23 protein-coding genes are annotated in these 26,003 nt (G+C 69.6%); 13 read left to right on the top strand and 10 right to left on the bottom strand.

Features of this window, described 5'->3' with window-relative positions; genetic code table 11:
- Positions 1-23: 23 nt before the first annotated feature.
- Together ACQPWU_RS01825 and ACQPWU_RS01820 are read left to right on the top strand one after the other, a co-directional pair.
- Positions 24-752 carry a glycosyltransferase family 2 protein gene (locus tag ACQPWU_RS01825; protein WP_433436462.1) on the top strand — a complete coding sequence of 243 codons (729 nt, stop codon included), beginning with the start codon at positions 24-26 and terminating at the stop codon, positions 750-752.
- A 12-nt stretch (positions 753-764) separates the two neighbouring features.
- Positions 765-1,727 (top strand): ketopantoate reductase family protein, encoded by a 963-nt coding sequence (locus ACQPWU_RS01820; protein ID WP_433436460.1) that lies wholly within the window; start codon positions 765-767, stop codon positions 1,725-1,727.
- On the opposite strand, the gene ACQPWU_RS01815 is transcribed toward ACQPWU_RS01820, so the two are convergent.
- Positions 1,702-2,229 carry a DUF6886 family protein gene (locus ACQPWU_RS01815; protein ID WP_433436458.1) on the bottom strand — a complete coding sequence of 176 codons (528 nt, stop codon included), beginning with the start codon at positions 2,227-2,229 and terminating at the stop codon, positions 1,702-1,704. The genes ACQPWU_RS01820 and ACQPWU_RS01815 overlap by 26 nt on opposite strands.
- 74 nt (positions 2,230-2,303) lie before the next feature.
- Between ACQPWU_RS01815 and ACQPWU_RS01810 the strand changes: the two genes are divergently transcribed.
- On the top strand, positions 2,304-2,660 hold the full coding sequence (locus tag ACQPWU_RS01810) for a hypothetical protein (RefSeq protein WP_433436456.1): 357 nt from the start codon (positions 2,304-2,306) through the stop codon (positions 2,658-2,660).
- A 1-nt stretch (position 2,661) separates the two neighbouring features.
- Here the strand turns inward: ACQPWU_RS01810 and ACQPWU_RS01805 are convergent, their stop codons facing one another.
- Positions 2,662-3,075, bottom strand: coding sequence for a hypothetical protein (locus ACQPWU_RS01805; protein ID WP_360689537.1), 414 nt, complete (start codon positions 3,073-3,075; stop codon positions 2,662-2,664).
- A 62-nt stretch (positions 3,076-3,137) separates the two neighbouring features.
- On the opposite strand from ACQPWU_RS01805, the gene ACQPWU_RS01800 reads away from it, so the two are divergent.
- Positions 3,138-5,039, top strand: a complete 1,902-nt coding sequence (locus ACQPWU_RS01800) for a sensor histidine kinase (RefSeq protein ID WP_433436454.1) — start codon at positions 3,138-3,140, stop codon at positions 5,037-5,039.
- Between the two features lie 3 nt (positions 5,040-5,042).
- Here the strand turns inward: ACQPWU_RS01800 and ACQPWU_RS01795 are convergent, their stop codons facing one another.
- From ACQPWU_RS01795 to ACQPWU_RS01785, 3 genes are read right to left on the bottom strand one after another with little or no spacing between them, the layout of a single operon-like run.
- Entirely contained in the window at positions 5,043-5,945 is a 903-nt protein-coding gene (locus ACQPWU_RS01795; RefSeq protein WP_433436452.1) for a TolB family protein, read from the bottom strand.
- Between the two features lie 2 nt (positions 5,946-5,947).
- Positions 5,948-6,712, bottom strand: a complete 765-nt coding sequence (locus ACQPWU_RS01790; RefSeq protein ID WP_433436450.1) for an MBL fold metallo-hydrolase — start codon at positions 6,710-6,712, stop codon at positions 5,948-5,950.
- Between the two features lie 9 nt (positions 6,713-6,721).
- Entirely contained in the window at positions 6,722-6,865 is a 144-nt protein-coding gene (locus tag ACQPWU_RS01785) for a hypothetical protein (protein WP_433436448.1), read from the bottom strand.
- A gap of 427 nt (positions 6,866-7,292) precedes the next feature.
- On the opposite strand from ACQPWU_RS01785, the gene rho reads away from it, so the two are divergent.
- The 3 genes from rho (at position 7,293) to ACQPWU_RS01770 (ending at position 11,620) form a co-directional block, all read left to right on the top strand.
- Positions 7,293-8,363: a transcription termination factor Rho gene (gene rho / locus ACQPWU_RS01780; protein WP_433436446.1), complete on the top strand. Its 1,071-nt coding sequence runs from the start codon at positions 7,293-7,295 to the stop codon at positions 8,361-8,363.
- A gap of 305 nt (positions 8,364-8,668) precedes the next feature.
- Complete coding sequence (locus ACQPWU_RS01775) at positions 8,669-9,691, top strand: putative RNA methyltransferase (protein ID WP_433436444.1); 1,023 nt, start codon at positions 8,669-8,671, stop codon at positions 9,689-9,691.
- 162 nt (positions 9,692-9,853) lie between these two features.
- A complete protein-coding gene (locus tag ACQPWU_RS01770) occupies positions 9,854-11,620 on the top strand; it encodes a S9 family peptidase (protein ID WP_433436442.1) in 1,767 nt (588 codons plus the stop codon).
- Positions 11,621-11,728: 108 nt separating this feature from the next.
- On the opposite strand, the gene ACQPWU_RS01765 is transcribed toward ACQPWU_RS01770, so the two are convergent.
- On the bottom strand, positions 11,729-12,922 hold the full coding sequence (locus tag ACQPWU_RS01765; RefSeq protein WP_433436440.1) for a PP2C family protein-serine/threonine phosphatase: 1,194 nt from the start codon (positions 12,920-12,922) through the stop codon (positions 11,729-11,731).
- A gap of 36 nt (positions 12,923-12,958) precedes the next feature.
- On the opposite strand from ACQPWU_RS01765, the gene ACQPWU_RS01760 reads away from it, so the two are divergent.
- From ACQPWU_RS01760 to ACQPWU_RS01750, 3 genes are all read left to right on the top strand, one after another.
- On the top strand, positions 12,959-13,312 hold the full coding sequence (locus tag ACQPWU_RS01760; RefSeq protein ID WP_433436438.1) for a hypothetical protein: 354 nt from the start codon (positions 12,959-12,961) through the stop codon (positions 13,310-13,312).
- Between the two features lie 81 nt (positions 13,313-13,393).
- Positions 13,394-17,581, top strand: a complete 4,188-nt coding sequence (locus ACQPWU_RS01755) for a HAMP domain-containing protein (protein ID WP_433436436.1) — start codon at positions 13,394-13,396, stop codon at positions 17,579-17,581.
- Between the two features lie 3 nt (positions 17,582-17,584).
- A complete protein-coding gene (locus ACQPWU_RS01750) occupies positions 17,585-18,214 on the top strand; it encodes a response regulator (RefSeq protein WP_433436434.1) in 630 nt (209 codons plus the stop codon).
- Positions 18,215-18,830: 616 nt separating this feature from the next.
- On the opposite strand, the gene ACQPWU_RS01745 is transcribed toward ACQPWU_RS01750, so the two are convergent.
- Positions 18,831-20,039, bottom strand: coding sequence for an NYN domain-containing protein (locus tag ACQPWU_RS01745; RefSeq protein ID WP_433445137.1), 1,209 nt, complete (start codon positions 20,037-20,039; stop codon positions 18,831-18,833).
- 186 nt (positions 20,040-20,225) lie between these two features.
- On the bottom strand, positions 20,226-22,550 hold the full coding sequence (locus tag ACQPWU_RS01740; RefSeq protein ID WP_433436432.1) for a sigma-70 family RNA polymerase sigma factor: 2,325 nt from the start codon (positions 22,548-22,550) through the stop codon (positions 20,226-20,228).
- 124 nt (positions 22,551-22,674) lie between these two features.
- Between ACQPWU_RS01740 and pyrE the strand changes: the two genes are divergently transcribed.
- Positions 22,675-23,208, top strand: a complete 534-nt coding sequence (pyrE, locus tag ACQPWU_RS01735) for an orotate phosphoribosyltransferase (protein ID WP_433436430.1) — start codon at positions 22,675-22,677, stop codon at positions 23,206-23,208.
- Here pyrE and ACQPWU_RS01730 read toward each other — a convergent pair.
- Positions 23,205-23,612, bottom strand: a complete 408-nt coding sequence (locus tag ACQPWU_RS01730) for a hypothetical protein (RefSeq protein WP_433436428.1) — start codon at positions 23,610-23,612, stop codon at positions 23,205-23,207. The two genes, pyrE and ACQPWU_RS01730, sit on opposite strands and share 4 nt — an antisense overlap.
- 61 nt (positions 23,613-23,673) lie before the next feature.
- A complete protein-coding gene (locus tag ACQPWU_RS01725; protein ID WP_433436426.1) occupies positions 23,674-24,366 on the bottom strand; it encodes a DedA family protein in 693 nt (230 codons plus the stop codon).
- A 108-nt stretch (positions 24,367-24,474) separates the two neighbouring features.
- Between ACQPWU_RS01725 and fbaA the strand changes: the two genes are divergently transcribed.
- A complete protein-coding gene (fbaA, locus tag ACQPWU_RS01720) occupies positions 24,475-25,497 on the top strand; it encodes a class II fructose-bisphosphate aldolase (protein WP_433436424.1) in 1,023 nt (340 codons plus the stop codon).
- Between the two features lie 34 nt (positions 25,498-25,531).
- Positions 25,532-25,942: a DUF3151 domain-containing protein gene (locus tag ACQPWU_RS01715; protein WP_433436422.1), complete on the top strand. Its 411-nt coding sequence runs from the start codon at positions 25,532-25,534 to the stop codon at positions 25,940-25,942.
- Positions 25,943-26,003: the final 61 nt, after the last annotated feature.

Below are 26,003 nucleotides of genomic sequence, written 5' to 3'. Positions count from 1 at the left end.
GTGCGCCGGGTGACCTTTAGCACATGAACAAGCAGCCTTTCGCCGCCAGCGTCAGTGTCATCGTCCCCGCGATGAACGAGGCCGAGAACCTCCCCCACGTCTTCGCCACGCTGCCCGAATGGATCGACGAGGTAATCCTCGTTGACGGCAACTCGACCGACGACACCGTCGCCGTCGCGCGCAGGCTGCGCCCCGACCTCCGGGTCGTCGTGCAGTCCCGGCGCGGCAAGGGCAACGCCCTGATCGAGGGCTTCCAGGCCGCCCGGGGCGACATCATCGTCATGATCGACGCCGACGGCTCGACCGACGGCCGGGAGATCCACTCCTTCGTCACCACGCTCGTCAACGGCGCCGACTTCGCCAAGGGCTCCAGGTACGCCCCTGGTGGCGGCTCGGACGACCTCAGTCCGATCCGCTCGTTCGGCAACAAGTTCCTCACCGGGCTGACGAACCTCCTCTACGGCACCCGCTACACCGACCTCTGCTACGGCTACAACGCCTTCTGGGCCTGCCACCTCGACGCCCTCGAGCTCGACTGCGACGGCTTCGAGATCGAGACGCTGATGAACGTCCGCGCCGCCCAGGCCGGCCTCGTCATCCGCGAGGTCCCCAGCCACGAGCGCTCACGCATCCACGGCGCGAGCAACCTGCACGCGGTGCGCGACGGCTGGCGCGTGCTCAAGACGATCATGCGGGAGCGTACGCGAGGGTCTGCCGTGACGGGGCAGACGCAAGTTGCGCTCGCAAAGTGACATCCTTGGACAATGCGCTACATAGTGATCGGAGCAGGAGCAGTCGGCGGCACCATCGGCGCCCGCCTCCACCAGGGCGGGCACGAGGTCGTCCTCATCGCCAGAGGCGCCCATTATGAGGCGCTCAAACGTGACGGCCTGCGCCTGATCACCCCCGAGTCATCCGAGACCCTCGACATCCCCACCGCCGACGGCCCCGTGCCGGCGCGCGACGACGACGTACTGATCGTGGCGACCAAGTCGCAGGACACGATCGCCGCACTCGACGGCTGGCCATCTGATCTGCCCGTGGTGTGCGCCCAGAACGGTGTGGACAATGAGCGCACCGTCCTGCGGCGCTTCGAGCGCGTTTACGGCATGTGCGTGTGGCTGCCCGCGCAGCACCTGGAGCCCGGCGTCGTGGCCGCGCACGCGCATCCGTACTCCGGCATGCTGCACGTCGGCCGCTATCCCCAGGGTGTGGACGAACTCGCCCAGCGGATCGCCGACGACCTGAGCAAGCACGGCCTGGTGGGCCTGGCCCAGACCGACGTCATGCGCTGGAAGTACGGCAAGCTGATCGGCAACCTGGGCAACGCCGTGGAGGCGCTCCTGGGCCACGTTCCCGGCATGGAGACGGTGCTCGAGCGGGCCAGAGCCGAGGCCATGACCGTGCTGGACCGGGCCGGGATCGCGTACTCGACGCCCGAGGAGGAGGCCCGCGTACGCGGCCGCAAGGTGGACGTCCAGCCCATCGAGGGCATCGCCCGCGGCGGCGGCTCGTCGTGGCAGAGCCTGGCAAGGAGCAGCGGCTCGATCGAGGCCGACTACCTCAACGGCGAGATCGTGCTGCTCGGCCGCCTGCACGGCGTGCCCACCCCGGTCAACGAGGTGCTGCGGCGCGAGGCCAACAGGTTCGCCAAGGAGAAGCGGCCGCCGGGCTCGATGCCGCTGGAGACCCTGCTGGCGCTCATCGACAGGCGTTCCGCAGCCTGATCCCGCTGAACTCCAGCGTGCTGGCGATCACCTCGTCCCAGAACGGCCACAGGCGGGGCAGCACCCTGAGCTGGATCCCCGCCTCCTCATGCAGCTCGAACAGGTCTCCCACGCGCTCCGGCGGGCCCAGCGGCGTCACGGGGGCCGTGGAGACCACGGCGGACGGCGGGTCACCGATGGGCTTGAAGTCGTTCGCGGGCAGGCGGTAGGCGTACAGCCGCACCTCCCGGATCGGCTTCAGCCAGCCGTACTCGATGGCGTGCACCCGCTCGCCGCACCCCGCGCCGATGATCCGGGCCGCGTCCTCCTCGATGGTGCGCGGCCCGACCCAGGCCATGGCCCGCGGGCAGGCGCGCGGGAACCAGTAGTCGGGGCAGCGGTCGTGACCGACCGCCCACACGTACGACTCCTTCAAGCTGGACGTCGGTGCCACGTGCGGCACGAACCGCTCGATCGTCGGGTCTTCGGAGAAGTGGAGCACCTGTCCCGGCTCGGGTCTCATGAACGCAATCATGGCGCATACCCCTGCGCCGTCGGGGCAGTGGAAGCGGGCTCTGACGACAAGGGGTGAGTTGGATGATCCTGCTTGGACTGATCTTGGTCCTGCTCGCCGGCGGCGCCTTCGCCTTGGTCCTGACCGAGGAGAGCGCCAGGTACATCCTGTTCGGATATACCTTCGAGCCCAATCAGGTGGAGATGTTCTTCGCGGGGGCGGCCGCTGGTGTCGTCCTGCTGCTGGGTCTCTGGCTGTTGGGCTCGGGCTCACGCAGGTCCGCAAAACGCCGCCGCGCGCTGCGCGGCGCAAAGGCCGAGGCCTCCAGCCGGATGGCCCGGCTGGAGGATGAGAAGCGAGAGCTGGAGCGGCGGCTGGAACGCAGCCCCGAACCCAGCGACCGCCTCGTCGCCCGCGGCTCCGAGGACACGAGGCCGTGACTCATTGGCGCGAGGGCACCAGGTTGCCCTCGCGCCAGAGCGCGAAGCCGGTGATGACCGCGCCGAGCCCCTCCCAGAGCCCGACGCCGAAGAACTTGCCCGGCGCCGCTCCGGTCACCACCAGCGTGGTGAAGACCGTGAACGTCACGAGCCTGAACGGCACAGTCCAGCGGAAGAACGGCGTGTAGTTCGCCGACGACGCGAAAATGTAATAGACGCCCATGTTCACCGCCGCCATCGATGAGGCGGCCATATAGACCAGCGTGTAGTCCCCGGCGGGCCGCACGTCGACCACCTCGAAACCCAGCATGGCCAGCAAGGTGTCGGGCGAGATCAACCCGAGCAGGCCGAGCACGAAGGAGAGGAGGCCGAAGACCGCGATGGTCCAGCCGGAGAAAGAACGCGGAAGACGCACAGAAATCCTTCCAAAGGGGGGTGTAATCTGCGAGGCGATCTCATCATGCACCCGGAGGTCGCATGCCCCCCACGCGTGGCCGTCCCATCGCAGTGAAACTCCTCGTCCTGCTTCTCGTCCCTCTGGTCTCCCTGGTGGGCCTGTGGGCGTTCGCCGCGGCCCTGACCGGCGGCGACGGCATGCGCCTGCTGGGCATCAACGACCTGGCGACCAAGCTGGCCAACCCTTCGGAGCGGGTCAACATCGAGCTGCAGGACGAACGGCTGGCCTCCGCGGAGTTCCTGGTCACCGGCCAGGGCGCGAACAAGGTGGCCAAGCAGCGCGGTGACACGGACAAGGCCGTGGCCACGTTCCGCACGCTGTCCAAGACCCTGCGCGACCTGTCACCCGAGATGACCGCGCAGCTGACCGCGCTGAACGCCAAGCTCGACCATCTCGCGGACGTCCGCCGCGACGTGGACGCCACCACCGTCGCGCCGCTCGACGTGATCAACGCCTACAGCCAGATCGTGGACGCGTCCTTCCGCCTCTACGACGCCATGGTCCTGGTGCCCGACATGGCCCTCTACAAGCAGGCCAGGGCCGTGACCATGCTGGGCGAGGCCAAGGACGTGCTGTCCAGGGAGCGGGCCATGGTCTCGATCGTGCTGGCCAAGGGCAGGGTCGAACCCCGGGAACACGAGGCGTTCACGGGCCTGGTGGCCACCAGGCGGCTGCTGTTCTCCCAGGCGCTCTCGCACCTGGACTCCGGCCTGCGCAGGCCGTACGAGCGGATGGCCGCGTCACCGGTCTACAAGGAGTTCCTGGACGCCGAGGACGCCATCCGGGGTCAGGCGGTCACGAACGGCCTGCCCGCCACGGCCGCCACCTGGCCCATCGACGGCCAGAACCTGTGGGCGGCGGTCGAGCGCAACCAGGCCCTGGCCGTGCAGAGCCTCGTGCGGCGGGTGACGCCGACGGCCATCGGCATGCTGATCAAGGTCGGCGTGGCCGGCGGCGTGGGCCTGATAGCCGTCATCGCCTCGATCCTGCTCTCGCTGCGTTTCCGCAAGCGGCTGGTGCGCGAGCTGGCCGGGCTCCGCGACGCCGCGACGGAGCTGGCCGAGGTGCGCCTGGCCGGCCTGGTCAGGCGGCTGCGCACGAACGCGGCCCCGCCCACCACCGAAGAGATCGCCCCGATCGAGGTCAAGACCCGCACGTCCGAGATCCGCGACATCGTCCAGGCATTCAACGACGTGCAGTCCACGGCGGTCGAGGCCGCGGTGAGCCAGGCCAGGCTCCGGCACGGCGTCAGCCAGGTCTTCGTGAACCTCGCGAGGCGCAACCAGTCGCTGCTCCACCGGCAGCTGCTCCAGCTCGACAGCATGGAGCGGGCGACGGAGGAGCCCGAGGCACTGGCGGACCTGTTCAAGCTCGACCACCTCACCACCCGCATGCGCAGGCACGCCGAGAGCCTCATCATCCTGTCGGACCAGGCTCCGGGCCGCGGCTGGCGCAACCCGGTGCCCATCCTCGACGTGCTGCGCGCCGCCGTGGCGGAGGTGGAGGAGTACGAGCGGATCGAGGTCATCCAGCCGCCGCCGATCGCACTGCTGGGCGCGGTGGTCACGGACGTGGCCCACCTGGTGGCCGAGCTGATCGAGAACGCCACGCTTTTCTCGCCACCCCAGACCCGGGTGGACGTGCGCAGCGCGACCACGCCGCACGGCCTCATGATCGAGATCGAGGACCGCGGCCTCGGCCTGCCCCGCGCGGAGCTGGACGAGCTCAACGAGCGGCTGGCCAAGATGCCGGAGTTCGACCTGGCGCAGAGCGACCGGCTCGGCCTGTTCGTGGTGGGCAGGCTCGCGGCCAGGCACGGCATCAAGGTCACTCTCGCGCCCTCCCCGTACGGCGGCCTGACCGCGATGGTCGCCCTGCCCGTGTCGATCCTGGCCGATCAGCCGGTCATGAGCGGGCGTTAGCCGCTACGGCAGCACCTGGAGCAGCGCCCGGTTCCTGGCCTTGGCCGGTTCGGCGATCCGCTGGACCGGCTGCCCTTCGCTGTCGAGCACGACCAGCGAGTTGTGCGCGGGGTCGCCGGTCCCGGACTGGCCGCGCGTGCCGGCCGTACGCACCACCAGGCGGCCGTCGGGCAGGTAGAAGGCGCCGAGCTGCTTGCCCTTGACCTCCGGCCGCTGCCTCTCGCCCGTCTCGATGTCGAGCACGACCGGCTTGAACGAGGCGGGCCAGGTCCCGTCGCCGAGCGTCTCCGGGCTGTCCGGGAACGCGACGACCGCCTTGCTGCCGTCGGGCGACAGGCTCTGCACGTGGTTGATGTACTTGACACCCTTGGCCGGGACGCTCTTGCCGGTCTTGGCGTTGAGCCGGTAGAGGCCGTCGCCCTGGGTGTTGTAGCCGGCGAGGTAGCGGCCGTTGGCCGACCAGGCGAGGTGGCAGACGCCCGGGGACGTGCCCAGCTTGTGCGGAGGAGCGCTGGCGTCGGCCTTGGCGGACATGATCGCGTCGCCCTGGGCCGGGTAGGCCACCCTGCTCGAGTCGGCGGACCAGACCGGGGTCAGGCACGGCGTGCCGCCCTGGAGCCCGCTCACGAGCGTGGTGGTCTTGCCGCCCTGCCTGACCTGGAGCTCACCGTTTTCGGTCACCCAGGCCGCCTTCGTGCCGTCGGGCGACGCGGCGAACTGCGGCGTGGCACCGATCTCGGCGAGCGTGCTCCACTCGCCGTTCGCGTACCGGGTGAGCTGATTTCCGATGCCGGCGTAGACGGCGCCCGACAGATCAGGCGTGGGCGCTGCCGACGCCGGCGACGCTGCCGACGAGAACACCAGAACGGCGCCAAGAGCGACGCCGGTCACGACGTGTGTCTTCATGGCTACACATCGTGCCTGGAACTCTCTTGAAGACGCAGGAACGGCTCGCCGAAATGAGCGGTGGCGAGAATTGCCCGCTCGGCCCTGAGCGCACTGAGCACCTCGGCTCGGGTGCGCGCGGCCGTCTCCTGGTCGTCGTCGTAGACGTACCGGATGGCCGGGTCGTCGAGCTGCACGGGGTGGAGCACGAGGTCTCCGGTCATGGCCACCTCGCCGACCCTGGCGATCTGGTGGCCGGGGGTGTGGCCGGGCGCGAGGCGCACGTGGACTCCCGGCGAGACCTCGGCATCGCCGTCGACCGCATGCAGCTGGCCCTTGATCGGGGTCACCAGCCGGTCGAGCACCGGACCGCGCGCGGCGTCCAGCTCGGCCTGCTGGAGCACGTATCGCGCGTTCTCGAACGCCGGCCTGCCGTCCGTCACCACGCCGCTGGCGTGGTCACTGTGCAGGTGGGTGAGTACGACGGTGCCGATCTCGGCGGGCGCGACACCCGCGGCTGCCAGCTCGCCGGCCAGCGTTCCGGGGACCGGCGCCCAGCTCGCGGCCGGCGAATCCGCGCCACCTATGCCGGTGTCGACGAGAGTCAGCCGACCGGCCGCGTCACGGATCAGATAGCAGTGGAAGTGCAGGACCCACTGCTCGTCCTGGAGCCCGGAACCGGGGAACATCTCGGCGAGCGGGCGGCGGATCGCCGCTCCCATGGGGCCCACGGCGTCGCAGAGCGGTGTCACCTCGACGCCGGAGACGGTTATAGGTCTGTGTGGCACTCGCCCAGATTAGGCGGCTACGGGCTGGAGCGGTACGAACTCGTTCTCGATGTCGGCGGCGTAGACGGCGCGGCAGCAGTGCGCGCACCTGTACATGATCGGGCCTTCGTCGAGCTCGTGGTGGCACTGCGGGCAGTGGTTGACGGTCTTCATGGTGCTCCCCCAAGGAGTGCTGTTTGTCCTATGGAACCCTCACCGGGTTGCAGGGGTCCTGCATGTCACTTGACACGATGACGCTGCGTCGATGGGGGTTCTGTGCCCTCGGCTACACCGGGCGCGGTAATTTTCCTCGCAGTACGGTGCCGAGAAGAACATTGTCACGCGCCCCGTCTCGTGTCCGTGGGAGAAACTCCGAGAACGGCCCGGGAATAGCCCAAGAGGGCTAGGCGTTTACTGGGCCAGATGGTGTGGTATCTTGCCACCAAGCGTTGAGCTTCCGCTCCGCTGGTTCTTCATCTGAGTCTCGTCCCGCCTTCTCGCGGGGCCCGGCTTCCTTTTCATCACCGCGCCCGGCCTGGCCCGGCGCGTCTCCCTCAAGGGGTTCACCATGTCTGTACACATTCCTGAACAGCGTGCGGATGTGCCTGTCCGCCAGGTTGAGGGCCTCCTGGACGTACGCGACAAGTCCGCGTTCATCCGGGCCGGCCACCTGCCCGGCCCCGGCGACGTCCGCCTTCCGCCCGACAAGGTACGGCAGTTCGACCTGCGGCCCGGCGACCACGTCGTCGCGTCGTTCGCCGGCAACAAGCTCGCCGGCGTCGCGTCCGTCAACGGCGCCGCGCAATGGCGCGATCGGCCCCGGTTCGCCGAGCTGACACCCGTACATCCGACCGAGCGGCTCAACATCGAGACCGAGTCGCTCAGCACGCGCGTCGTCGACCTCTTCGCTCCTATCGGCAAGGGTCAGCGCGGCCTCATCGTCGCGCCGCCCAAGGCCGGCAAGACCATGGTCCTGCAGGCCCTGGCCGCCGGGATCACCCGCAACCATCCCGAGGTGCACCTCATGGTGGTCCTCGTGGGCGAGCGGCCCGAGGAGGTCACCGAGATGCGCGCCACGATCTCCGGCGAGATCTTCTACTCGACCTTCGACCACCCCGACCGCGATCACGCCGCCGTCGCCGAGCTGGCCATCGAACGGGCCAAGCGGCTCGTGGAGTCCGGACAGGACGTCGTGCTGCTGCTCGACTCGCTGACGCGGCTGGGGCGGGCGTACAACAACCTCGCTCCCAGTGGCGGCCGGGTCCTCACGGGCGGCATCGACGCCGGGGCCCTCTACCCGCCCAAGCGCTTCTTCGGCGCCGCCCGCAACGTCGAGGGCGGCGGCTCCCTCACGATCCTCGCCACCGCGCTGGTCGACACGGGGTCGCGGATGGACAACAACCTGTACGAGGAGTTCAAGGGGACGGGGAACATGGAGCTGCACCTCGTCCGCGAGCTGGCCGAACGCCGGCTGTTCCCGGCCGTGGACCTGGACGCCTCCGGGACGCGGCGGGAGGAGATCCTGCTGCACTCCGAGGAACGGCAGGTGGTGTGGCGGCTGCGCCGGATGCTCACGGGGCTGGAGAAGCAGCAAGGGCTCGAGGTCCTCATCGGCAAGCTCCGCTCCACCCCCTCCAACGCCGCCTTCCTCCTCGAAGCCGCCGCCGCCTGACCCCCGTGCCCTGCTCCCCCTTACGGCCCCCGATTTCCCGCCCCACGATCTACGGCCCCCCGCTCACGGCCTTTAGCGCCCACGTCCGGCGGCTCCGGCTATCACGGCCTCCGCGCTCCCGACGAGCTTCGGTCCTCACGACGCCCACGGCCTCCGGCCTCTCGCACCGGCGCCTTACGATCTCCGCTCTCCGCCAATCGCCGTGCTCCTCACGGCGTGCACACCCAAGGCGGCGCCCGCACCGGGCCGAGGAGCCGTAACCCCCGTCGGGAAGGGTCCCCGGGTGGTGGACGAGAATGGGCGGCATGCTGGCCGACATCGTCGAATTCCTCGTCTGCCCCGTCTGCCGAGCCGATGTGCGGCTCGACGCCGACGCGCTGCGGTGCGCCAACGGGCATGCGTTCGACGTGGCCAAGCAGGGCTACGTCAGCCTCCTCATAGGCAACAAGCCCCCGGGAACGGCCGACAGCGCCGAGATGGTGGCCGCGAGGGCACGATTTCTCGACGCAGGTCACTACGCACCGCTGCAAGATGCAGTGGCAGAAACCGTACGAAAGTACGCATGCGACAAGAACGTTCCAGCCAAACGTGAGTACTCCACCGAAACGAATGACGGCGAGGAGTTGAGGGCGTACCGTGGGGCGGGAGTGGAGGCCGGTTACGGCGCAGGACCAGGAGGTCCCGCGTACGGGCCGGAAATAGCAGACGGTCGTCGCGCGGAGGGTAGGGCCGCGCCGTTGATCGTCGACGCGGGCGCGGGCACCGGACACTATCTGGCGGCCGCGCTCAATGCGGTCAACGATGGCATCGGGATGGCGTTCGATGTGTCGAAGCACGCTGTACGCCGGGCGGCGCGGGTGCATCCCAGGGCAGGGGCGTTCGTGGCCGACGTGTGGCGCCCGCTCCCCATCAGGGACGGGGTGGCCGACGTGGTGATCGACGTGTTCGCGCCCAGGAACGGGCCCGAGTTCGGGAGGATCCTGCGGCCCGGCGGCGTCGCTGTGGTCGTGACCCCGGCCGGGCGGCACCTGAGCCCGCTCGTCGAGGAGCTCGGCCTGCTCTCCGTGGATGAGGAGAAGGAACGCAGGCTGGCGCGCAGCCTGGAGGGCTTCGCCGAGTCGGCGCGGCGCTCGATCGAATTCGAGATGGAGCTGGGGCATGACGACATCGCGCAGGTAGTCGGGATGGGCCCAAGTGCGTGGCATACCGACCCGGGCGAGCTAACTGAGCGAATAGCGGCATTTGTCTCCCGGAATGTCGCGAAAAGACAGCAAAAAGTAGTTACGCAAGCGTCGTTTCATCTGTCTATCTTCGAGCCCGCAACCTGATCAAGGCCTGTTCCTTGACGGGCATGTGCGACTGGTGTTACTGATGGGGCATTTAGTCCGAAATTCCCCCACATTCCCTGAGTATTTCCCCGGCACAGGCGCAATACTGGACGACATCCCTCACCCGGACGTGGGGGCCATCAAAGGGAGGGGGCGCGCCGGATGAAGGCGGAGGAACGCTGGCAGGCCAGGTTCCGGGCGTCGCGCATGACACTGCCGTCCTGGGCGCGCCAGGCCCCGAACCGCTCCATCTACCGCTCCAACGCCACCGGTACGTGGGAGGTCTACGCCTGGGACCGCGTGACCGGCGGCACCCGGCAGGTCACCGACCGCCCCAAGGGCACCGCGTACGCGGCCATCGACCCCAACGGCCAGTGGATCTACTGGTTCGCCGACACCGACGGCGACGAGTTCGGCGTGTGGTGGCGCCAGCCGTTCAACGGCGGCCCCAACGAGCCGGTCGCCCCCGACCTGCCGCCGGGCCAGCCCGGCGGCATCGCCCTGGCCACGACGGGCATCGCGGCGATCACCCTGGCCAGCGAGGGCAGGTTCCGGGTCTATCTCGTACGCGACGGCGAGCCGGCAAGGCTCCTGTACGAGCACACCGAGGCCGCGTGGGTAGCCGACATGTCCCTCGACGGGTCACTTATCGCGATAAACCACGGCGAGTACGGCGACTTCCGTCACCCGGCCCTCCGCGTCGTCCGCCAGAACGGCAACACCGTGGGCGAGCTGTACGACGGCCCCACCAAGGGCGTCACCGGCCTCAGATTCGCCCCGGTCGTCGGCGACCGCCGCCTGCTCGCCCTGCACGAGCGCCGCGAGCGCCACGAGCCCCTGGTCTGGGACCCGGTGACCGGCGAGCAGCGCGAGATCTGGCTCAAGGACTCCGGCGACCTCGACGCCGACTGGTACGACGACGGCCGCGGCCTGCTCATCCTTCGCGACCACCGCGCCCGCAGCTACCTGCACCGCTACGACCTCGCGGGCGGCGGCCTGAGCCCCATCGAGACGCCGCACGGCGTGATCGACGAGGCGGCCCCCCGCCCCGGCGGCCACGTCGAGTACTCCTGGTCCAGCGCCTCGCGCCCGCCGATCATCCGGTCCACCAACGGCCAGGTCGTGGTCAATCCGAGCGGCCCACCCGCCCCGCCGAGCGTCCCCGTCGAGGACATCGACGTCGAGGGCGAGGGCGGCCGCATCCACGCGCTGGTCTCCAAGCCCGAGGTGGGCGTCACCCCGTACCCCACGGTCTTCCTGCTGCACGGCGGCCCGACGGCGCACGACCGCGACGCGTTCTCGCCCGAGGCCGCCGCGTGGGTGGACGCGGGGTTCGCGGTGGTGCGGGTCAACTACCGGGGCTCCACCGGGTACGGCTCCGCCTGGCGCGACGCGCTGCACGGCGACGTCGGGCACATCGAGCTGGCCGACGTGGCCGCCGTACGCCAGAGCGTGATCGATCGCGGCATCGCCGACGAGCACAAGATCGTGCTGGCCGGCTCGGGGTGGGGCGGCTACCTCACGCTGCTCGGCCTCGGCACGCAGCCGGACCTGTGGGCGGCCGGCGTCGCGGCGGCGCCGATCGCCTGCCATCAGACCGCGTACGAGGACGAGGCGGAGAGCCTGCGCGCCTACCACCGCGCGCTGCTCGGCGGCTCACCCGACGAGCAGCCCGAGCAGTACGCGGGCAGCTCCCCCATCACCTACGTCGACCAGGTCAAGAGCCCGCTGCTGATCATCGCGGGCGAGGACGACACGCGCTGCCCGCTGCGCCAGATCGAGAAGTACGTGGCCAAGCTCGCCGAGCATGGGCGCGACTACGAGCTCTACACCTACGACGCCATCCGCGGCTCACTCGTGGTCTCCGAGCGGATGGCGCAGCTCGCGCTCCAGCTCGATTTCGCCAGAAAGCACGTAAATCCACAGTGAGACTTGACACACTGTAAGAAGATGGCTGACCAGTTGACTTGACCGTCGGTCGATCCCGTTGACAGCATGCGCCCACGCAGTCACTGGGAGGCGTCATTGAGCAGGGCGCTAGCGGGCGCGCAACACCACGATCGCCAGGTCGTCCTGGCTCGGCTCCGAGGCGAAGTCGGCCGCGCCCCTGCGGATGCGCTCCGCCACCGCCCTGGCCGACAGCCCCGCGCACTCGGCCAGCAGCTTGGCCAGTCCGCCGTCGTCGTCGAGCAGCCGGCCGCCCGAGCGCCGCTCCGTCACCCCGTCGGTCACGGCCAGGAGCACGTCGCCGTGGTCAAGGTGCACGGTGTCGGCCTCGAACACGACCTCGTGGAAGACCCCCAGCAACGACTGCGGCGTGGTCACCGCCTCGACCTTGCCGCTGGGCTTGAGCCGCAGCGCCTCGGGGTGTCCGGCCGAGACCAGGCGCACCTCGAGGCCGGTCTCCACGGGCGTGATGTCGCCGTGCAGCAGCGTGAGGAACCTGGCGCGCTCGCCCTCCTCGAGGATCGCCTGGTTGAGCCGCCCGAGCACCGCCGCGACGCCGTACCCCTCGCGGGCCAGCAGCCGCAGCGTGTGGCGGGCCAGCCCGGTCACGGCGGCGGCCTCAGGGCCGGTGCCGCAGACGTCGCCGATCGCGAACCGCCACGAGTCGTCCCCCGACTTGAACAGATCGTAGAAGTCGCCGCCGACCTCGTTGAGCTCGCCGGCCGGCTCGTAGATGACGCCGTAGTCGAGCCCGGGGACCTCGGGCTCGTTGGGCGGCAGCAGGCTGCGCTGGAGCGCCCGGTTGGCGGCGGCCTGCTGGGCGTAGAGCCTGGCGTTGTCCATGGCCAGCGCGGCACGCCTGCCGATGTCCTCGGCGAACTGGATGACCTCGTCGGGGAAGCGGTCAGGCCGGCCCAGGCACATCATGCCGAGGCCGCGCCCGCGCGCCATGAGCGGCACGGCGAGCACCTGCGAGTCGGCCAGGTGGATGGCCGAGGTCACCCTGGTGTCGGCCGCGGAGACGTCCATGTCGGCGAGCTGCTCGCGCAGCCCGTCGATCCTGGCCTCGTCGGCGTGCCAGAGGTAGACCAGCCGCAGCGGCCCGAGGGAGTTGTCAGCGGTGTAGACGGCGCACCAGCTCGACAACCGCGGCACCACGACCTGGGCGATGATCGCCGGAACCATGTCGGGGTCGAGAGTGCCCGCGAGCAGGTCGCTGGCGTCGGCCAGGAACCCGAGCCAATGCGGCCCTCTGGAGCTCTCCTCCAGCCATTCGGCTGCCACTCTGTCCGCGGAGCCAGGTAGCGTGAGCCTAGCCCAGTGGACACGGGAATCGCCCGTGAAGGTGACACCCCACTCTTCGACATTCGCGGAAGGAGCTTTTGGATCACCCTGGGAAAGGTTTCGCTGCCTCAACTCAACCTGTACTGCATCTCCGAAATGCTTCCAAATCACCTCAAACGGCTCATCGGCGACCTGTTCGGCCAAGTCTCCCGCGACTTGCTCGGCGGTATGGAGCATGCCGCCGGTGGCCCACGCGGTCATCACCTCGCGCGTGAACCTCATCGCAGCCGTCACAGCGGTCTCGCCCGGCGCGAAGGTCGCAGCGAGCACCGCATGGGGAGAACCAGTCATCCCAACGTGCCTACCACACTTCCAGGTGAGTTGGGGTAAATCCAAGGACAGGACTACGAGCTACTCATCGTGACAGACTTGAATCACTCGCCGGAGCCCGCCGCGAGTGAAGGAGGCCCCATGACCACGGCCAAGGCCACGCCAACCCCGGAGGAGAGGACCTACACCGAGTCGGATCTTGTGCCCATCCTTGAGACACTTTTCTCTTGGCGTGATGGCGATTTCCGGCGTCGTGTTCCTCATGCGCCTCCCGGGATCCTCAGCGAGGTCCGGCTGCTGCTCAACGAAGTGGCCGACCGCCGGGAGCATCTGGCGAACGAGCTGGTGCGCGTTCGCAAAGAAGTCGTCAAAGAAGGCCGATTCGGGGAGCGGCTGACCCCTGGTCCCGGCGTCGGCGCGTGGGCGGAGAGCGTCGAGTCGGTCAACCAGCTGATCGACGCCCTGGTGAGCCCAGTGAGCGGCGCGGCCGACGTGATCGACGCGGTCGCCAAGGGCGACCTGTCGCGCCGGATCGACCTCGACCGATCGGCCAGGGGCGAGGTGCGGCGCCTGGGCAAGGCCATCAACGGCATGGTCGACCAGCTCGCGCTGTTCAACGGTGAGGTGACCAGGGTGGCGCGCGAGGCCGGCACGGAGGGCCGGCTGGGCGGCAGCGCCAACCTGCGCGGCATGTCGGGGAGCTGGCGCGATCTCACCGAGGCCGTCAACACGATGTCGTCCCGCGTGGCCGCGCAGGTTCGCGACATCGCCGTGGTGACCACCGCGGTGGCCAAGGGCGACCTGAGCCGCAAGGTGACGGTCGACGCCGTGGGCGAGATGTTCGAGCTGAAGAACACCGTCAACACGATGGTGGACCAGCTGTCCGGCTTCGCCGAGGAGGTGACCCGAGTCGCCCGCGAGGTGGGCACCGAAGGACAACTCGGCGGCCAGGCGCAGGTGACCGGCGTGTCGGGCGTCTGGAAGGACCTCACCGACAACGTCAACTTCATGGCCAACAACCTGACCTCCCAGGTGCGCAGCATCGCGACCGTGGCGACGGCGGTGGCCCAGGGCAACCTGTCGAAGAAGATCACCGTCGACGCGCAGGGCGAGATCCTGCAGCTCAAGGACACCCTCAACACGATGGTGGACCAGCTGTCCTCCTTCGCCGACGAGGTCACCCGAGTCGCCCGCGAGGTGGGCACCGAGGGCAAGCTGGGCGGCCGGGCCGAGGTGAAGGGCGTGTCCGGGGTCTGGAAGGACCTGACGGACAACGTCAACTCGATGGCCAACAATCTGACCTACCAGGTGCGCAACATCGCCCAGGTGACCACGGCCGTGGCCAACGGCGACCTCACCCGCAAGATCGACGTGGACGCCCAGGGCGAGATCCTCGAGCTCAAGTCGACCATGAACACGATGGTCGAGCAGCTGTCGTCGTTCGCCTCCGAGGTGACCCGAGTCGCCCGCGAGGTGGGCACCGAGGGCCAGTTGGGCGGCCAGGCGCAGGTGCGCGGCGTGTCCGGGGTCTGGAAGGACCTGACGGACAACGTCAACTCCATGGCCAACAACCTGACCTCTCAGGTGCGCCAGATCGCGGCCGTGTCGTCCGCGGTGGCCCAGGGCAACCTGTCGAAGAAGATCACCGTCGACGCGCAGGGCGAGATCCTGCAGCTCAAGGACACCCTCAACACGATGGTGGACCAGCTGTCCTCCTTCGCCGACGAGGTGACCCGAGTCGCCCGAGAGGTCGGCACGCAGGGGCAGCTCGGCGGCCAGGCCCGGGTGACCGGCGTGTCGGGCGTCTGGAAGGACCTCACCGACAACGTCAACTTCATGGCCAACAACCTGACCTCCCAGGTGCGTAACATCGCCGAGGTCACCACGGCCGTGGCCAACGGCGACCTCACCCGCAAGATCGACGTGGACGCCCAGGGCGAGATCCTGGCACTGAAGACCACCATCAACCGCATGGTGGACCAGCTGTCGTCGTTCGCCTCCGAGGTGACCCGAGTCGCCCGAGAGGTGGGCTCCGAGGGGCAGCTCGGCGGCCAGGCGCGGGTCGAGGGCGTCGAGGGCACGTGGAAGCGGCTCACCGAGAGCGTCAACGAGCTGGCCGGAAACCTCACCACCCAGGTGCGCGCCATCGCGACCGTGACCAGCGCCGTGGCCCGCGGTGACCTGACCCGCTCGATCGCCGTCGAGGCGAAGGGCGAGCTGGCGGAGCTGAAGGACAACATCAACTCGATGGTGGCCAACCTCCGCGAGACCACGCAGGCCAACCAGGAGCAAGACTGGCTCAAGTCCAACCTGGCCCGCATCTCCAGGCTGATGCAGGGCCACCGCGACCTGCTCGAGGTGGCCAAGCTGACGATGAGCGAGCTGACACCGCTGGTCTCGGCCCGCTACGGCGCCTTCTACAGCATCGATCCCGAGGGCGACCACGAGCTGTTGCTGATCGGCGGGTACGGCGTGCGCCCCGACCGGGGGCCGCGCCAGCGCTTCGCGATCGGCGAGGGCATCGTCGGTCAGGCGGCGGCCGAGGGCCGGCACATCATGCTCGACGACGTGCCGCCGCAGTTCATCACCATCGACAGCGGGCTCAGCCAGTCCACGCCCGCGCAGATCGTGGTGCTGCCGATCCTGTTCGAGAACCGGGTGCTCGGCGTGCTGGAGCTGGCCTCGTTCACGCCGTTCGGCGAGGTGCACCTCGACTTCCTGCGCCAGCTCGTCGAGACCATCGGTGTCACGATGAACACGATCATCGCCAACTCCCGCACCGAAGACCTGCTGACCGAGTCGCAGCGGCTCACCAGGGAGCTGCAGGAGCGCTCCGACGAGCTGCAGCGCCAGCAGGAGGAGCTGCGCAGGTCGAACGCCGAGCTGGAGGACAAGGCGGCCCTGCTGGCCAAGCAGAACCGCGCGATCGAGATCCAGAACTTCCAGATCGAGCAGGCCCGCCGCACGCTGGAGGAGCGCGCCGAGCAGCTCGCGGTGTCCTCGCGCTACAAGTCCGAGTTCCTCGCGAACATGTCCCACGAGCTGCGCACACCGCTCAACAGCCTGCTGGTGCTGGCCAAGCTGCTGACCGAGAACGCCGAGGGCAACCTGACCTCGCAGCAGGTGGAGTTCGCCCGTACGATCCACAGCGCGGGCTCGGCGCTGCTCCAGCTGATCAACGACATGCTCGACCTGTCCAAGGTCGAGGCGGGCCGGATGGACATCCACCCGATCCAGGTGTCGCTGCCGAAGATGGTCGACCTGCTGGAGGCCGCGTTCGCGCCGCTGGCGCAGGACAAGGGGCTGTCGTTCAACGTCGACGTCGAGTCCGACGTGCCGCAGGAGCTGCGCGCCGACGAGCAGCGCCTGCAGCAGGTGCTGCGTAACCTGCTCTCCAACGCGGTGAAGTTCACGCCTCGGGGCGAGGTGAAACTGCGCGTCTCGATGGCGCCGCCCGGCGTCGACTTCGACGACGACAGTCTGCACGAGGCCGACGACCTGCTGGCCTTCCAGGTGATCGACACCGGCATCGGCATCGCGCCCGACAAGCGGGACGTCATCTTCGAGGCGTTCAGGCAGGCCGACGGCACCACGAGCCGCAAGTACGGCGGCACGGGCCTGGGCCTCGCGATCTGCCGCGACATCGCCAGGCTGCTCGGCGGGGAGATCCACGTCGACAGCGAGCTGGGCAAGGGCAGCACGTTCGTCCTCTACCTGCCGGCCTCGTACACCGGCCCGCTGGCCGTAACCGAGAGCGGCGGGACACGGCGGCAGCTGCTGGCGGCGCCGGCGGAGGAGGCGGCCGCGACGGCCTCGGTCGAGCCGCCGCTGCCGCTCGACCTGCCGATGCCGGAGCTCGTCGAGCCGCCGGCGGAGACGCCGGTCCAGTGGCAGGGCGACGACCCGCTCAGCGGCGCCAAGATCCTCATCGTGGATGACGACATCCGAAACGTCTTCGCGTTGACCAGCGTCTTGGAGCGACACGGCTCCACAGTCGTCTACGCTGAAAATGGTCGGGAGGGGATCGAGCAGCTCGAACGGAACGAGGACGTCGCGCTCGTGCTGATGGACATCATGATGCCGGAGATGGACGGCTGGGCCACGACCTCGGCCATCCGGCGCATGCCCCAGTTCGCCGACCTGCCGATCATCGCGCTGACCGCCAAGGTCATGCGGGGCGACCGCGAGAAGAGCATCGCCTCGGGCGCGTCCGACTACGTACCCAAGCCGGTCGACGTGGACCGTCTGCTCGAACGGCTGCGTGGCTGGCTCAGCCGCGGGCGCGGGTCCACGCCCGACTCCACAGCCACAGCAGCCGAAGGGTCGTGATCGATGCCGGATCGAGCCAAGATCCTCCTCGTTGACGACCGCGAGGAGAACCTGATCGCTCTCGAAGCGATCCTCAGCTCGCTCGACCTGGTGCCGGTGCGCGCCCGGTCGGGCGAGGAGGCGCTCAAGGCGCTGCTCAACACCGAGTTCGCGCTGATCCTGCTGGACGTGCGCATGCCCGGCATGGACGGCTTCGAGACGGCCGCGCACATCAAGCGGCGAGAACGGACCAGGAACATCCCGATCATCTTCCTGACCGTCGTGGACAGCGCGCCCGACTACGCCTTCCGCGGCTACGCGGCCGGGGCGGTCGACTACCTGACCAAGCCCTTCGACCCCTGGGTGCTGCGGGCGAAGGTGTCGGTGTTCGCGGAGCTGTACAACATGAACAAGCGGCTGGCCGAGCAGGCGTCCATGCTCCGCGACCGCCTGAGCGGCGAACTGCCGCCCGGGGTCGGGGATCACGCGTCGGTGCTGCCCGAGCTGTCGCGGCGGCTCACGGCCGTGGAGGACGAGCTGGACCGGGTACGGGAGCTGGCCCGCAAGACCCAGGACCCGGCGCTCGCCGCACCCCTGTCCGACCTGGCCGACCGGCTCACCCACCTCCGCGCCGGCTTCGACGCCCTGTCCTGACCTCGCCCCACGCCCAGGCACCTGCGCGTCCGTACCGGCGCACCGTGTGCGAGGGCGTCGTCACGCGACGGCGCTGCAAGACGGCAGGTGCCCGGCGCCACGGCCCCACCCCCGCATAGGCAGCATGTGCTCGGAGAACGGCTCCACGCAGCCACACTGCCGCCGATCGAGCCCCGCACCCCCGAGGCGCGCCACGCCGCCGCGAGCGCCGGGTCGACGGTGTCCTGGGCAACGTGATCGACACGACGTAGTCACGCGTCGGCGCTCCAAGACGGCCCCAGCAGGCGCCGGATCGGCGAGACGGCGCGCGGCGGCACCCGGCGCAATGCGAACGGCGCCCGAGGTGGGCATCAAGGTGGCGGCACCGCCAGAGGGCGGCGTGGTCAAGGGGCGCCGTAGTCAGGAGGCGGCACACTGGGGAGGCGGCGTGATCAGGGGGCGCCATAGTCAGGAGGCGGCTTGGTCGGAATCGCCGTGGCGAGGGGGCGGCGTGCAGCCGGGAGTCGCCGTAACCGGGAAGCCGCGTAGCGAGGGGCCGCATGGGCCAGGAGTCCGCCATGGCGAGAAAAGCGGGAATCCGCGCAGCCGCGAGATGGTGAAGAGGGCCGAGAGCGGGTCAGTGGCGGGCGCGTTCCAAAGCATCCCAGAAGCCACGCCGCAGCGCGTGCCGTACCTCGTCGTGCAGCAGGAAGTCGATCGGCAGAGAAGACCCCTGCAGCAGCCGCGCCTCAAGATCGGAGGGCATGCGCGGCTTGCGCGCCAGCACGGCCTCCAGCCACAGCGCGGGCGCGTCGCGGGCGACGGACTCGCCGAAGTCGTGCCCCTCCCGATGGGCGGACTTGACCGCGTCCGCCAGCGTGGTGGCGCCGGCGGTGGCGGCGGGCGGCGGGTTGACGGGCGCGGGCTGCGGCCCCGTGTACGGCCCCAGTTGCGAAGGCTGGTACGCCCCGCTGGACGGCGCGGCGAACTGCCCGGTGCTGGCCGACTGCGACTGCGACTGGATGGACCCGGTGACGGGAGCCGACGACGGTGGCGTGGCCGGCGGCTGCTCGGGCTGGTAACTCGAGTACGTCGGGAGCACGGGCGGCGTGGACGACTGCCCGCGACCGGACGACGATCCGTTGGACGAGGGCTGGGACGGCGCGGCCGAGGTGGAGCCGGCGGCGTGGCTGCCGCTGGAGGACGGCATCTGGGGCAGCGACGGGGGAAGGGACGGCTGGGCGGGCGGCAGCGAGTGGGCGGCCTGACCGTTGCTGACCGGCTGGTGCCCGTTGGACGACTCGGTGGCCCCCGTGACCAGGTTGACGTAGGGGCGCAGGTGTACGACGCCCAGCTCGACCAGATCGTCGCACTCCTGCCGCAGCGAGCGAGACACGGCCCAGCCGCCCTCGGCCGCGACGTGGATCACGCTCACCCTGATGCCGAGATCCTGCGCGTCGCACACGACCTGCGCGAGATCCTCGTCGCCGCTCACGACCACCGCGTCGCAGATGGCGTTGTTGCGGGCGAGCGTCATCAGATCACGATGAACCTGGGCGTCGACGCCCTCGCGCCGGCCCGGCCGGATGCGCGACAGTCTCAGCTTGAGGCCCGGTATGTCGGCCAGCGCGTCATGCTCCGGCGTGCGGCGGCCTTCGACAGTCGCCTCGTACCAGTAGCACCGGAGCAGCGGCAGGCCGGTGCGCTCGCGCGACAGGCCGGTCATCAGCTGGAGCAGCCCCGGATAGTCCCAGGCAACCGCTTCGCGATGACGTGTGCCGTGGACGGCCATCGCTCCGTCAGCCAGCAGATAGCCAGCGTCCACGAACAGCGCACAGCGATCCACTAGCACCGCCCCTTTCCTGGTGGTCCGACCTTGCTGGCTCTGCACCGTCAGAGACCGGACTCGGCGGCCCTCTCTCAGGGTAATGAAAGCAGGTGATCGCGCGGGGGTTAATCCAGACGATTCGGCACCCACCCGCTAACCACCCGGGCCGACCAGGGAAACCGTACCAGTTTGTCCAGATTGTGGTCACGATCGCGCACGCACGCTCAACGCGGCGGCTCCGAACAGGACGACGTCCTTGTCCGTGGCGATCGTCAGCCCGGGATCCACCCCGAGCTCGGCGCTGACCGTATCGACGTCGACACCGAACGTCATCTCCGCCGCGCCACTCGACGATTCGTCGAAGATGTTCGCGGGATCTCGATCACCGTTCGCCGGGGTGAGCGCGCCGGACCCGAGGGAGACCTTGTCGCCCCCGAGATCGGCGTCCCCCTCCCACGTCACCAGCTCGACCCTCGCGGGCGTGGCGGCCGGGCTCAGCCCGCCGAGGGGGAGGCGCAGCCGCCTGGCCGCGCCTCCGACCACGGTGGCCGCGTCGAGCACCACGGCCTGGCTGTACGGCTCGGCGGGATCCGTGACGATCACCAGCAGGCTCCACCCGGCATGCCTGGACACCCCTTCCTCCAGCGGCGCGTCGGCCGCCCACCAGGTGCCGTTCCTGCGGGAGGCGGCGACCAGCTCGCTGATGTCGGCGTACGCCTGGTAGACGGGACCCAGCGGCAGCTCGCGGACCGCGACGTCACCGGGCTGGACCGTCACGTAGTCGCGCCGCCCCGGCGGCCGGATCTTGATGGGCCCGGCCTTCGCGGTGCTCGCGGACCAGTAGAGCCCGGCCCACACGACCTTGCTCCCCTTCGGCAGGGTCAGCTCGGCTCCGCTGGACGCGCCGGTGCGGGGGTTGTCGTCCCGGTCGAGCGCGGTCATCGGCCAGAGATCGTTGTCGCGCTGACCGCGTAGGCGCTTCCTGGCCTCCAGGCAGCCCGCGCGCTCCTCGGGGCAGCTCAGCAGCGAGTTGCCGATCGCCCTGACGGCCACCCTCCCGTCGGTGGCGAACCTGGCCGGCGCGCCCGTCAGCCGTACGCCCTCCTCGGCCTGCGCCTTGACGTGCAGCGCGCCCGCCTCGATCCGGACGGCGGGCACCGCGCCCTCCCGCGCCTCGCCGGACACCCGCACCCGCAGGAACAGCGCGGTGCCCTGCCCCGCAGCGAGCGGCGCCCTGGCGCACCGCGCGCCGCGTACCGCTGGGCGGCACGACCAGCCGTCCACGGTGCCCGCGGTGCCTTGGCGGCCGCGCCGCGCGGGCGGGATCAGCGTCACGCCCGCCGGCAGGTAGACCAACGCCGTCAGCTTCTCGCTCGCGGCCTCGCCGTAGTTGCGCAGCCGCATGCCGACGATGCCGGGCCGGGCCCGTACGAGCGATCCGAGCGCGTCGATCGTGGCGCTCAGCCGCGCCTGGGCCGGCGGCCTGCTCCTGGCCGGCGGCGGGGGGACCCGGGCGGGCTCCTCGCTCTGCGGCGGCACCGGCACCGGTTGCACCGAGGCCGGCGGCCCCATCATCGGAGCGGCGACGGGCTTCCTGATCGGCTTCTCGTCGGAGATCAGCAGCAGCCCGGCCGCCACGGCCACCGTCACGGCGACGCCGCCGACCATCGCGGCCTGCTGGTGCTTGGGAGCCCGCCACACCCGGCCGAGCAGCCGCAACAGCCCGCCCGCGCCGGCGCCCGCCGCGGCCGGCTTGGCCAGCGCAGCCGCGTAGCCGCCGAAGACCGGCCCTGCGATCAGCGGCCCGACCATGACGCGCAGCCCGCGGTTGACGTCGGTCAGCTCCAGCAGAACCCCGTGGCACTCCTCGCAGGCGCTCACATGCTCGTCGACCTCCTTGGCGTCGCGCCTGGTCAGCCCGCCTCGCACGTACGCGCCCATCTTGCCGAGCACGGGGCGGCAGTCGTGCCGCGGCGGCGAGCCCAGGTGTATCTGCAGGTACGCCTGCCGCAGCCCCTCCCGCGCCCGGTACGCGAGCGCCGCCAGGCCGTTGGCGGACAGTCCCAGCAGCGAGGCCACCTCGGCCGGCCTGCACCTCTCCACCTCGGTGTGCCAGAGCACCGCCCGCCACCGCTCGGGCAGCGACAGGAACGCCCTGGCGATCAGCGACTTCTCCAGCCCGACGAGCGACGGATCGACGAACGGCACCCCCGGGTCGTACTCTCCGATCTCTCCCGTGGTCATCTCGCCGCTCTCGAACCTGGAGCGGTCGTGGACCGTGTGCCGCACCACGGTCAGCAGGTAGGTGCGGAAGCCGGAGTCGGGCCCACCGCCCCTGCCGACCAGATCGAGGATCTTCGTGAACGACTCCGCGACCACGTCCTCGACCTCGGCGCGCCTGACGAGCTGCCTGGCCAGCGCGCGGGCGGCGGCGACGTGGCGCTCGTAGAGCTGCCCGTAGGCGGCGGCGTTGCCCTCCCTGACCGCCTGAAGAAGCTCTGCATCGCTTTGCGGCGATTCGACACTCATAGTGACCTCACGATTACGCGGGGTTGCCCCGCGCATTCATTCCGCACTCCCCGTCGTGACTAAACCGCGTCCGCGCCTTTGCCTCTGAGCCGTGACCTTCGAGCAGGCCCATAAGCTTGGACGCATGACGGATCGCGACAACCTGCTGGCCGAGATCGAGAGCAAGGCCGTCGTCCACGGCAAGGTCATCCTCTCCTCCGGCATGGAGGCCGACTTCTACCTCGACCTGCGCCGCATCACGCTCGACGGCGCGGCCGCGCCCCTCGTCGGCAGGGTGATGCTCGACCTCACGGCGGACCTGGAGTTCGACGCGGTGGGCGGGCTGACGCTGGGGGCCGACCCAGTGGCGGTCGCGATGCTGCACGCGGCGGCGGCGCGCGGGCGCACGCTCGACGCGTTCGTGGTGCGCAAGGCGCAGAAGCAGCACGGCATGCAGCGCAGGATCGAGGGGCCCGAGGTGAAGGGGCGGCGCGTGCTGGTCGTCGAGGACACCTCCACGACGGGGGGCTCGCCGCTGACGGCCGTGGAGGCGCTGCGGGAGGCGGGGGCCGAGGTCGTGGCCGTGGCGACGATCATCGACAGGGGCGCCAGGGAGCGCATCACCGGGGAGGGCCTGGAATATCGCTCGGTCTTCACCCTCGAAGACCTCGGGCTCTAGCCGCCCGGGCCCTTGACGGTGAACGCCTCGCGTTCGCCGTCCTTACCCTGCTCCCGGGGCTTGCCGTTCTCGGTGACGCGGACCGTGCCCGCGTCGCTGAGCACGACGTCGAGCTCCGGCTCGAAGTAGCTGACCTCCTCGCCCCTGCTCATGTCGCGGTACTGGAGCACGTCGCCGCCCGGCACGCGTACCGTGACGATGGGGCAGGTGTCGGCGACGCATTCGATGCGCACGGTCGGCACCCGCGCGGTGGCCTCCGTGACGGGGCCGGTCGTGGCGGCGACGGCACGCTCGCGCTCTTGCGTCGCGCCGGACGAGCCGAGCAGCGCACGAGCGCCGATGACCAGGAGCGTCACCACGGCGCCCGCTGCGAGGACGGCGAGCGCCAAGCGGGCGAGGCCCATCGGATCTGACCTGTGGCGTCCCACAGTCGGCAGCGTACCCCGGGTAACCCCGGTTTCCGGGTCAGTGCACGCGGTGGTGCTTGCCGTTGGGCTCGGGAAGGTGCTTGCGCTCCCTGCGCTTCTTGATCACCTCGACGATGATCGGGATCAGGGAGATCAACACGATGAGGAAGACGCCCGGCAGGATGTACTTGTCGATCTGCTTGGGCTCGACCTTGCTGCCGAGGAAGTGGCCGAGCAGGAGCAGGCCCTCGACCCAGACCACACCGCCGATGACGTTCCACAGGAAGAAGCGCCTGGCCGGCATCTCCAGCACGCCCGCGACGGGATTCATGAACGTGCGCACGATCGGCACGAACCTGGCCAGGATCACCGCTCTGGCCGGGCCGAACTTCTCGAAGAACTCCTCGGCCCTGTCGACGTGCTCCCTCTTGAACAGCCGCGAATCAGGTCTGTCGAACATTTTGCGGCCGAATCTGGCTCCCAGGAAATGCCCGAGTTGAGCGCCCGCAATGGCGCACAGCGGCGTGCCGATCAACAGCACGGGCCAGGAAAGGGGCTCGATGCCTATTCCCTTGGCCACCGCGGCTGAGCTGAAAATCCCCGCGGCCACCAGCAGTGAGTCGCCAGGCAGGAAGAACCCGAGCAGCAAACCGGTTTCGGCGAAGATGATCGCGAGAACGCCGATCGTCGCGAAAGCCCCGAACAAGGTCAGCCACCACGTCGGGTCGAGGAGATTCCAGAGCCAGTCCACGCCGAGAGCCTACCCGCAGCAGCGACGAGCGCGTTGTATCTACCACAGGGGGTAGTGACCCGGGATACTGGGCCTGGCGCGAAGCCGTAACTTCTCAGGGAGAGAATCATGCCTATTGCGACTCCAGAGGTCTACGCTGAGATGCTCGACCGGGCCAAGGCCGGCGGATTCGCCTACCCGGCGATCAATGTGACGTCATCACAGACGTTGAACGCCGCCCTGCGCGGCTTCGCCGAAGCCGAAAGCGACGGCATCATCCAGGTCTCCACGGGCGGCGCCGAGTTCCTCTCCGGCTCGACCGTAAAGGACATGGTCACGGGCGCGACGGCGCTTGCCGAGTACGCGCGGGTGGTGGCCGCCAAATATCCGGTCACGGTGGCGCTGCACACCGACCACTGCCCGAAGGACAAGCTCGACGGCTTCATGCGGCCGCTGATCGACATCTCCCTGGAGCGGGTCTCCAAGGGCCTCGACCCGCTCTTCCAGTCGCACATGTGGGACGGCTCGGCCGTGCCTCTCGACGAGAACCTGGAGATAGCCAAGGAGCTCATCGAGAAGTGCGCCAGGGCGCGGGTCATCATGGAGATGGAGATCGGGGTCGTCGGCGGCGAGGAGGACGGCGTCGTCGGCGAGATCAACGAGAAGCTCTACACGACCTCCGAGGACGCGCTGGCCACCGCGGAGGCCGTGGGCCTCGGCGAGAAGGGCCGCTACATGCTGGCCGCGACGTTCGGCAACGTGCACGGCGTCTACAAGCCGGGCCACGTCAAGCTGCGGCCGAGCGTGCTCAAGGAGATCCAGGACGCGGTCGGGGCCAAATACAGCAAGGAGAAGCCGTTCGACCTGGTCTTCCACGGCGGCTCCGGCTCGTCGCTCGAGGAGATCCACGAGGCGATCTCGTACGGCGTCGTCAAGATGAACATCGACACCGACACCCAGTACGCCTTCACCAGGCCGGTCGCGGACCACATGTTCCGCAACTACGACGGCGTGCTGAAGGTGGACGGCGAGGTGGGCAACAAGAAGGCGTACGACCCGCGCTCGTACGGCAAGGCCGCCGAGGCCGGGATGGCCGCGCGAGTCGTGGAGGCGTGCGAGAACCTGAAGTCGACTGGGACGAAGATCTCCTAGCCACTAAGGCGGCCCGGCGGGTATGACTTGTCGTATGGATAACCTTCTCGCCGGGCCGCCCCCGACTCACCTGCCGGATCTGCCCGAGGCCAGGGCGGCGCTCGAATCCGGCGCCAAGGCCGCCGACGTGGCCGCCCGCTTCCCCGCCCACCCGGCGGCGTGGGCGGTGCTCGCGGAGGAGTACTTCGCGCAGGGGCACGCTGTCACCTCCTACGCCTTCGCCCGCACTGGCTACCACCGCGGCCTCGACCAGCTGCGTCGCAACGGCTGGAAGGGACACGGGCCCATCCCGTGGGAGCACGAGCCCAACCGCGGCTTCCTGCGCTGCCTGTACGCCCTGTCCAGGGCCGCCCAGGCGATCGGCGAGAAGGACGAGGCCGAGCGGTGCCTGCAGTTCCTGAGGGACAGCACGGAGACCGGTTACGACGCGCTCACCAGGGGCTAGCAATCGCTGTCTTGGGACGAATAGGCACGTTCGGGTAGTCTCTCAACGCAAGAGCCCCTGT

This window comes from Nonomuraea sp. CA-141351, from assembly GCF_050944675.1.
Taxonomy (GTDB): Bacteria; Actinomycetota; Actinomycetes; order Streptosporangiales; family Streptosporangiaceae; genus Nonomuraea.
The sequence above is the reverse complement of the archived record's forward strand: the minus strand, read 5'-3'. Positions and strand labels throughout refer to the sequence as shown.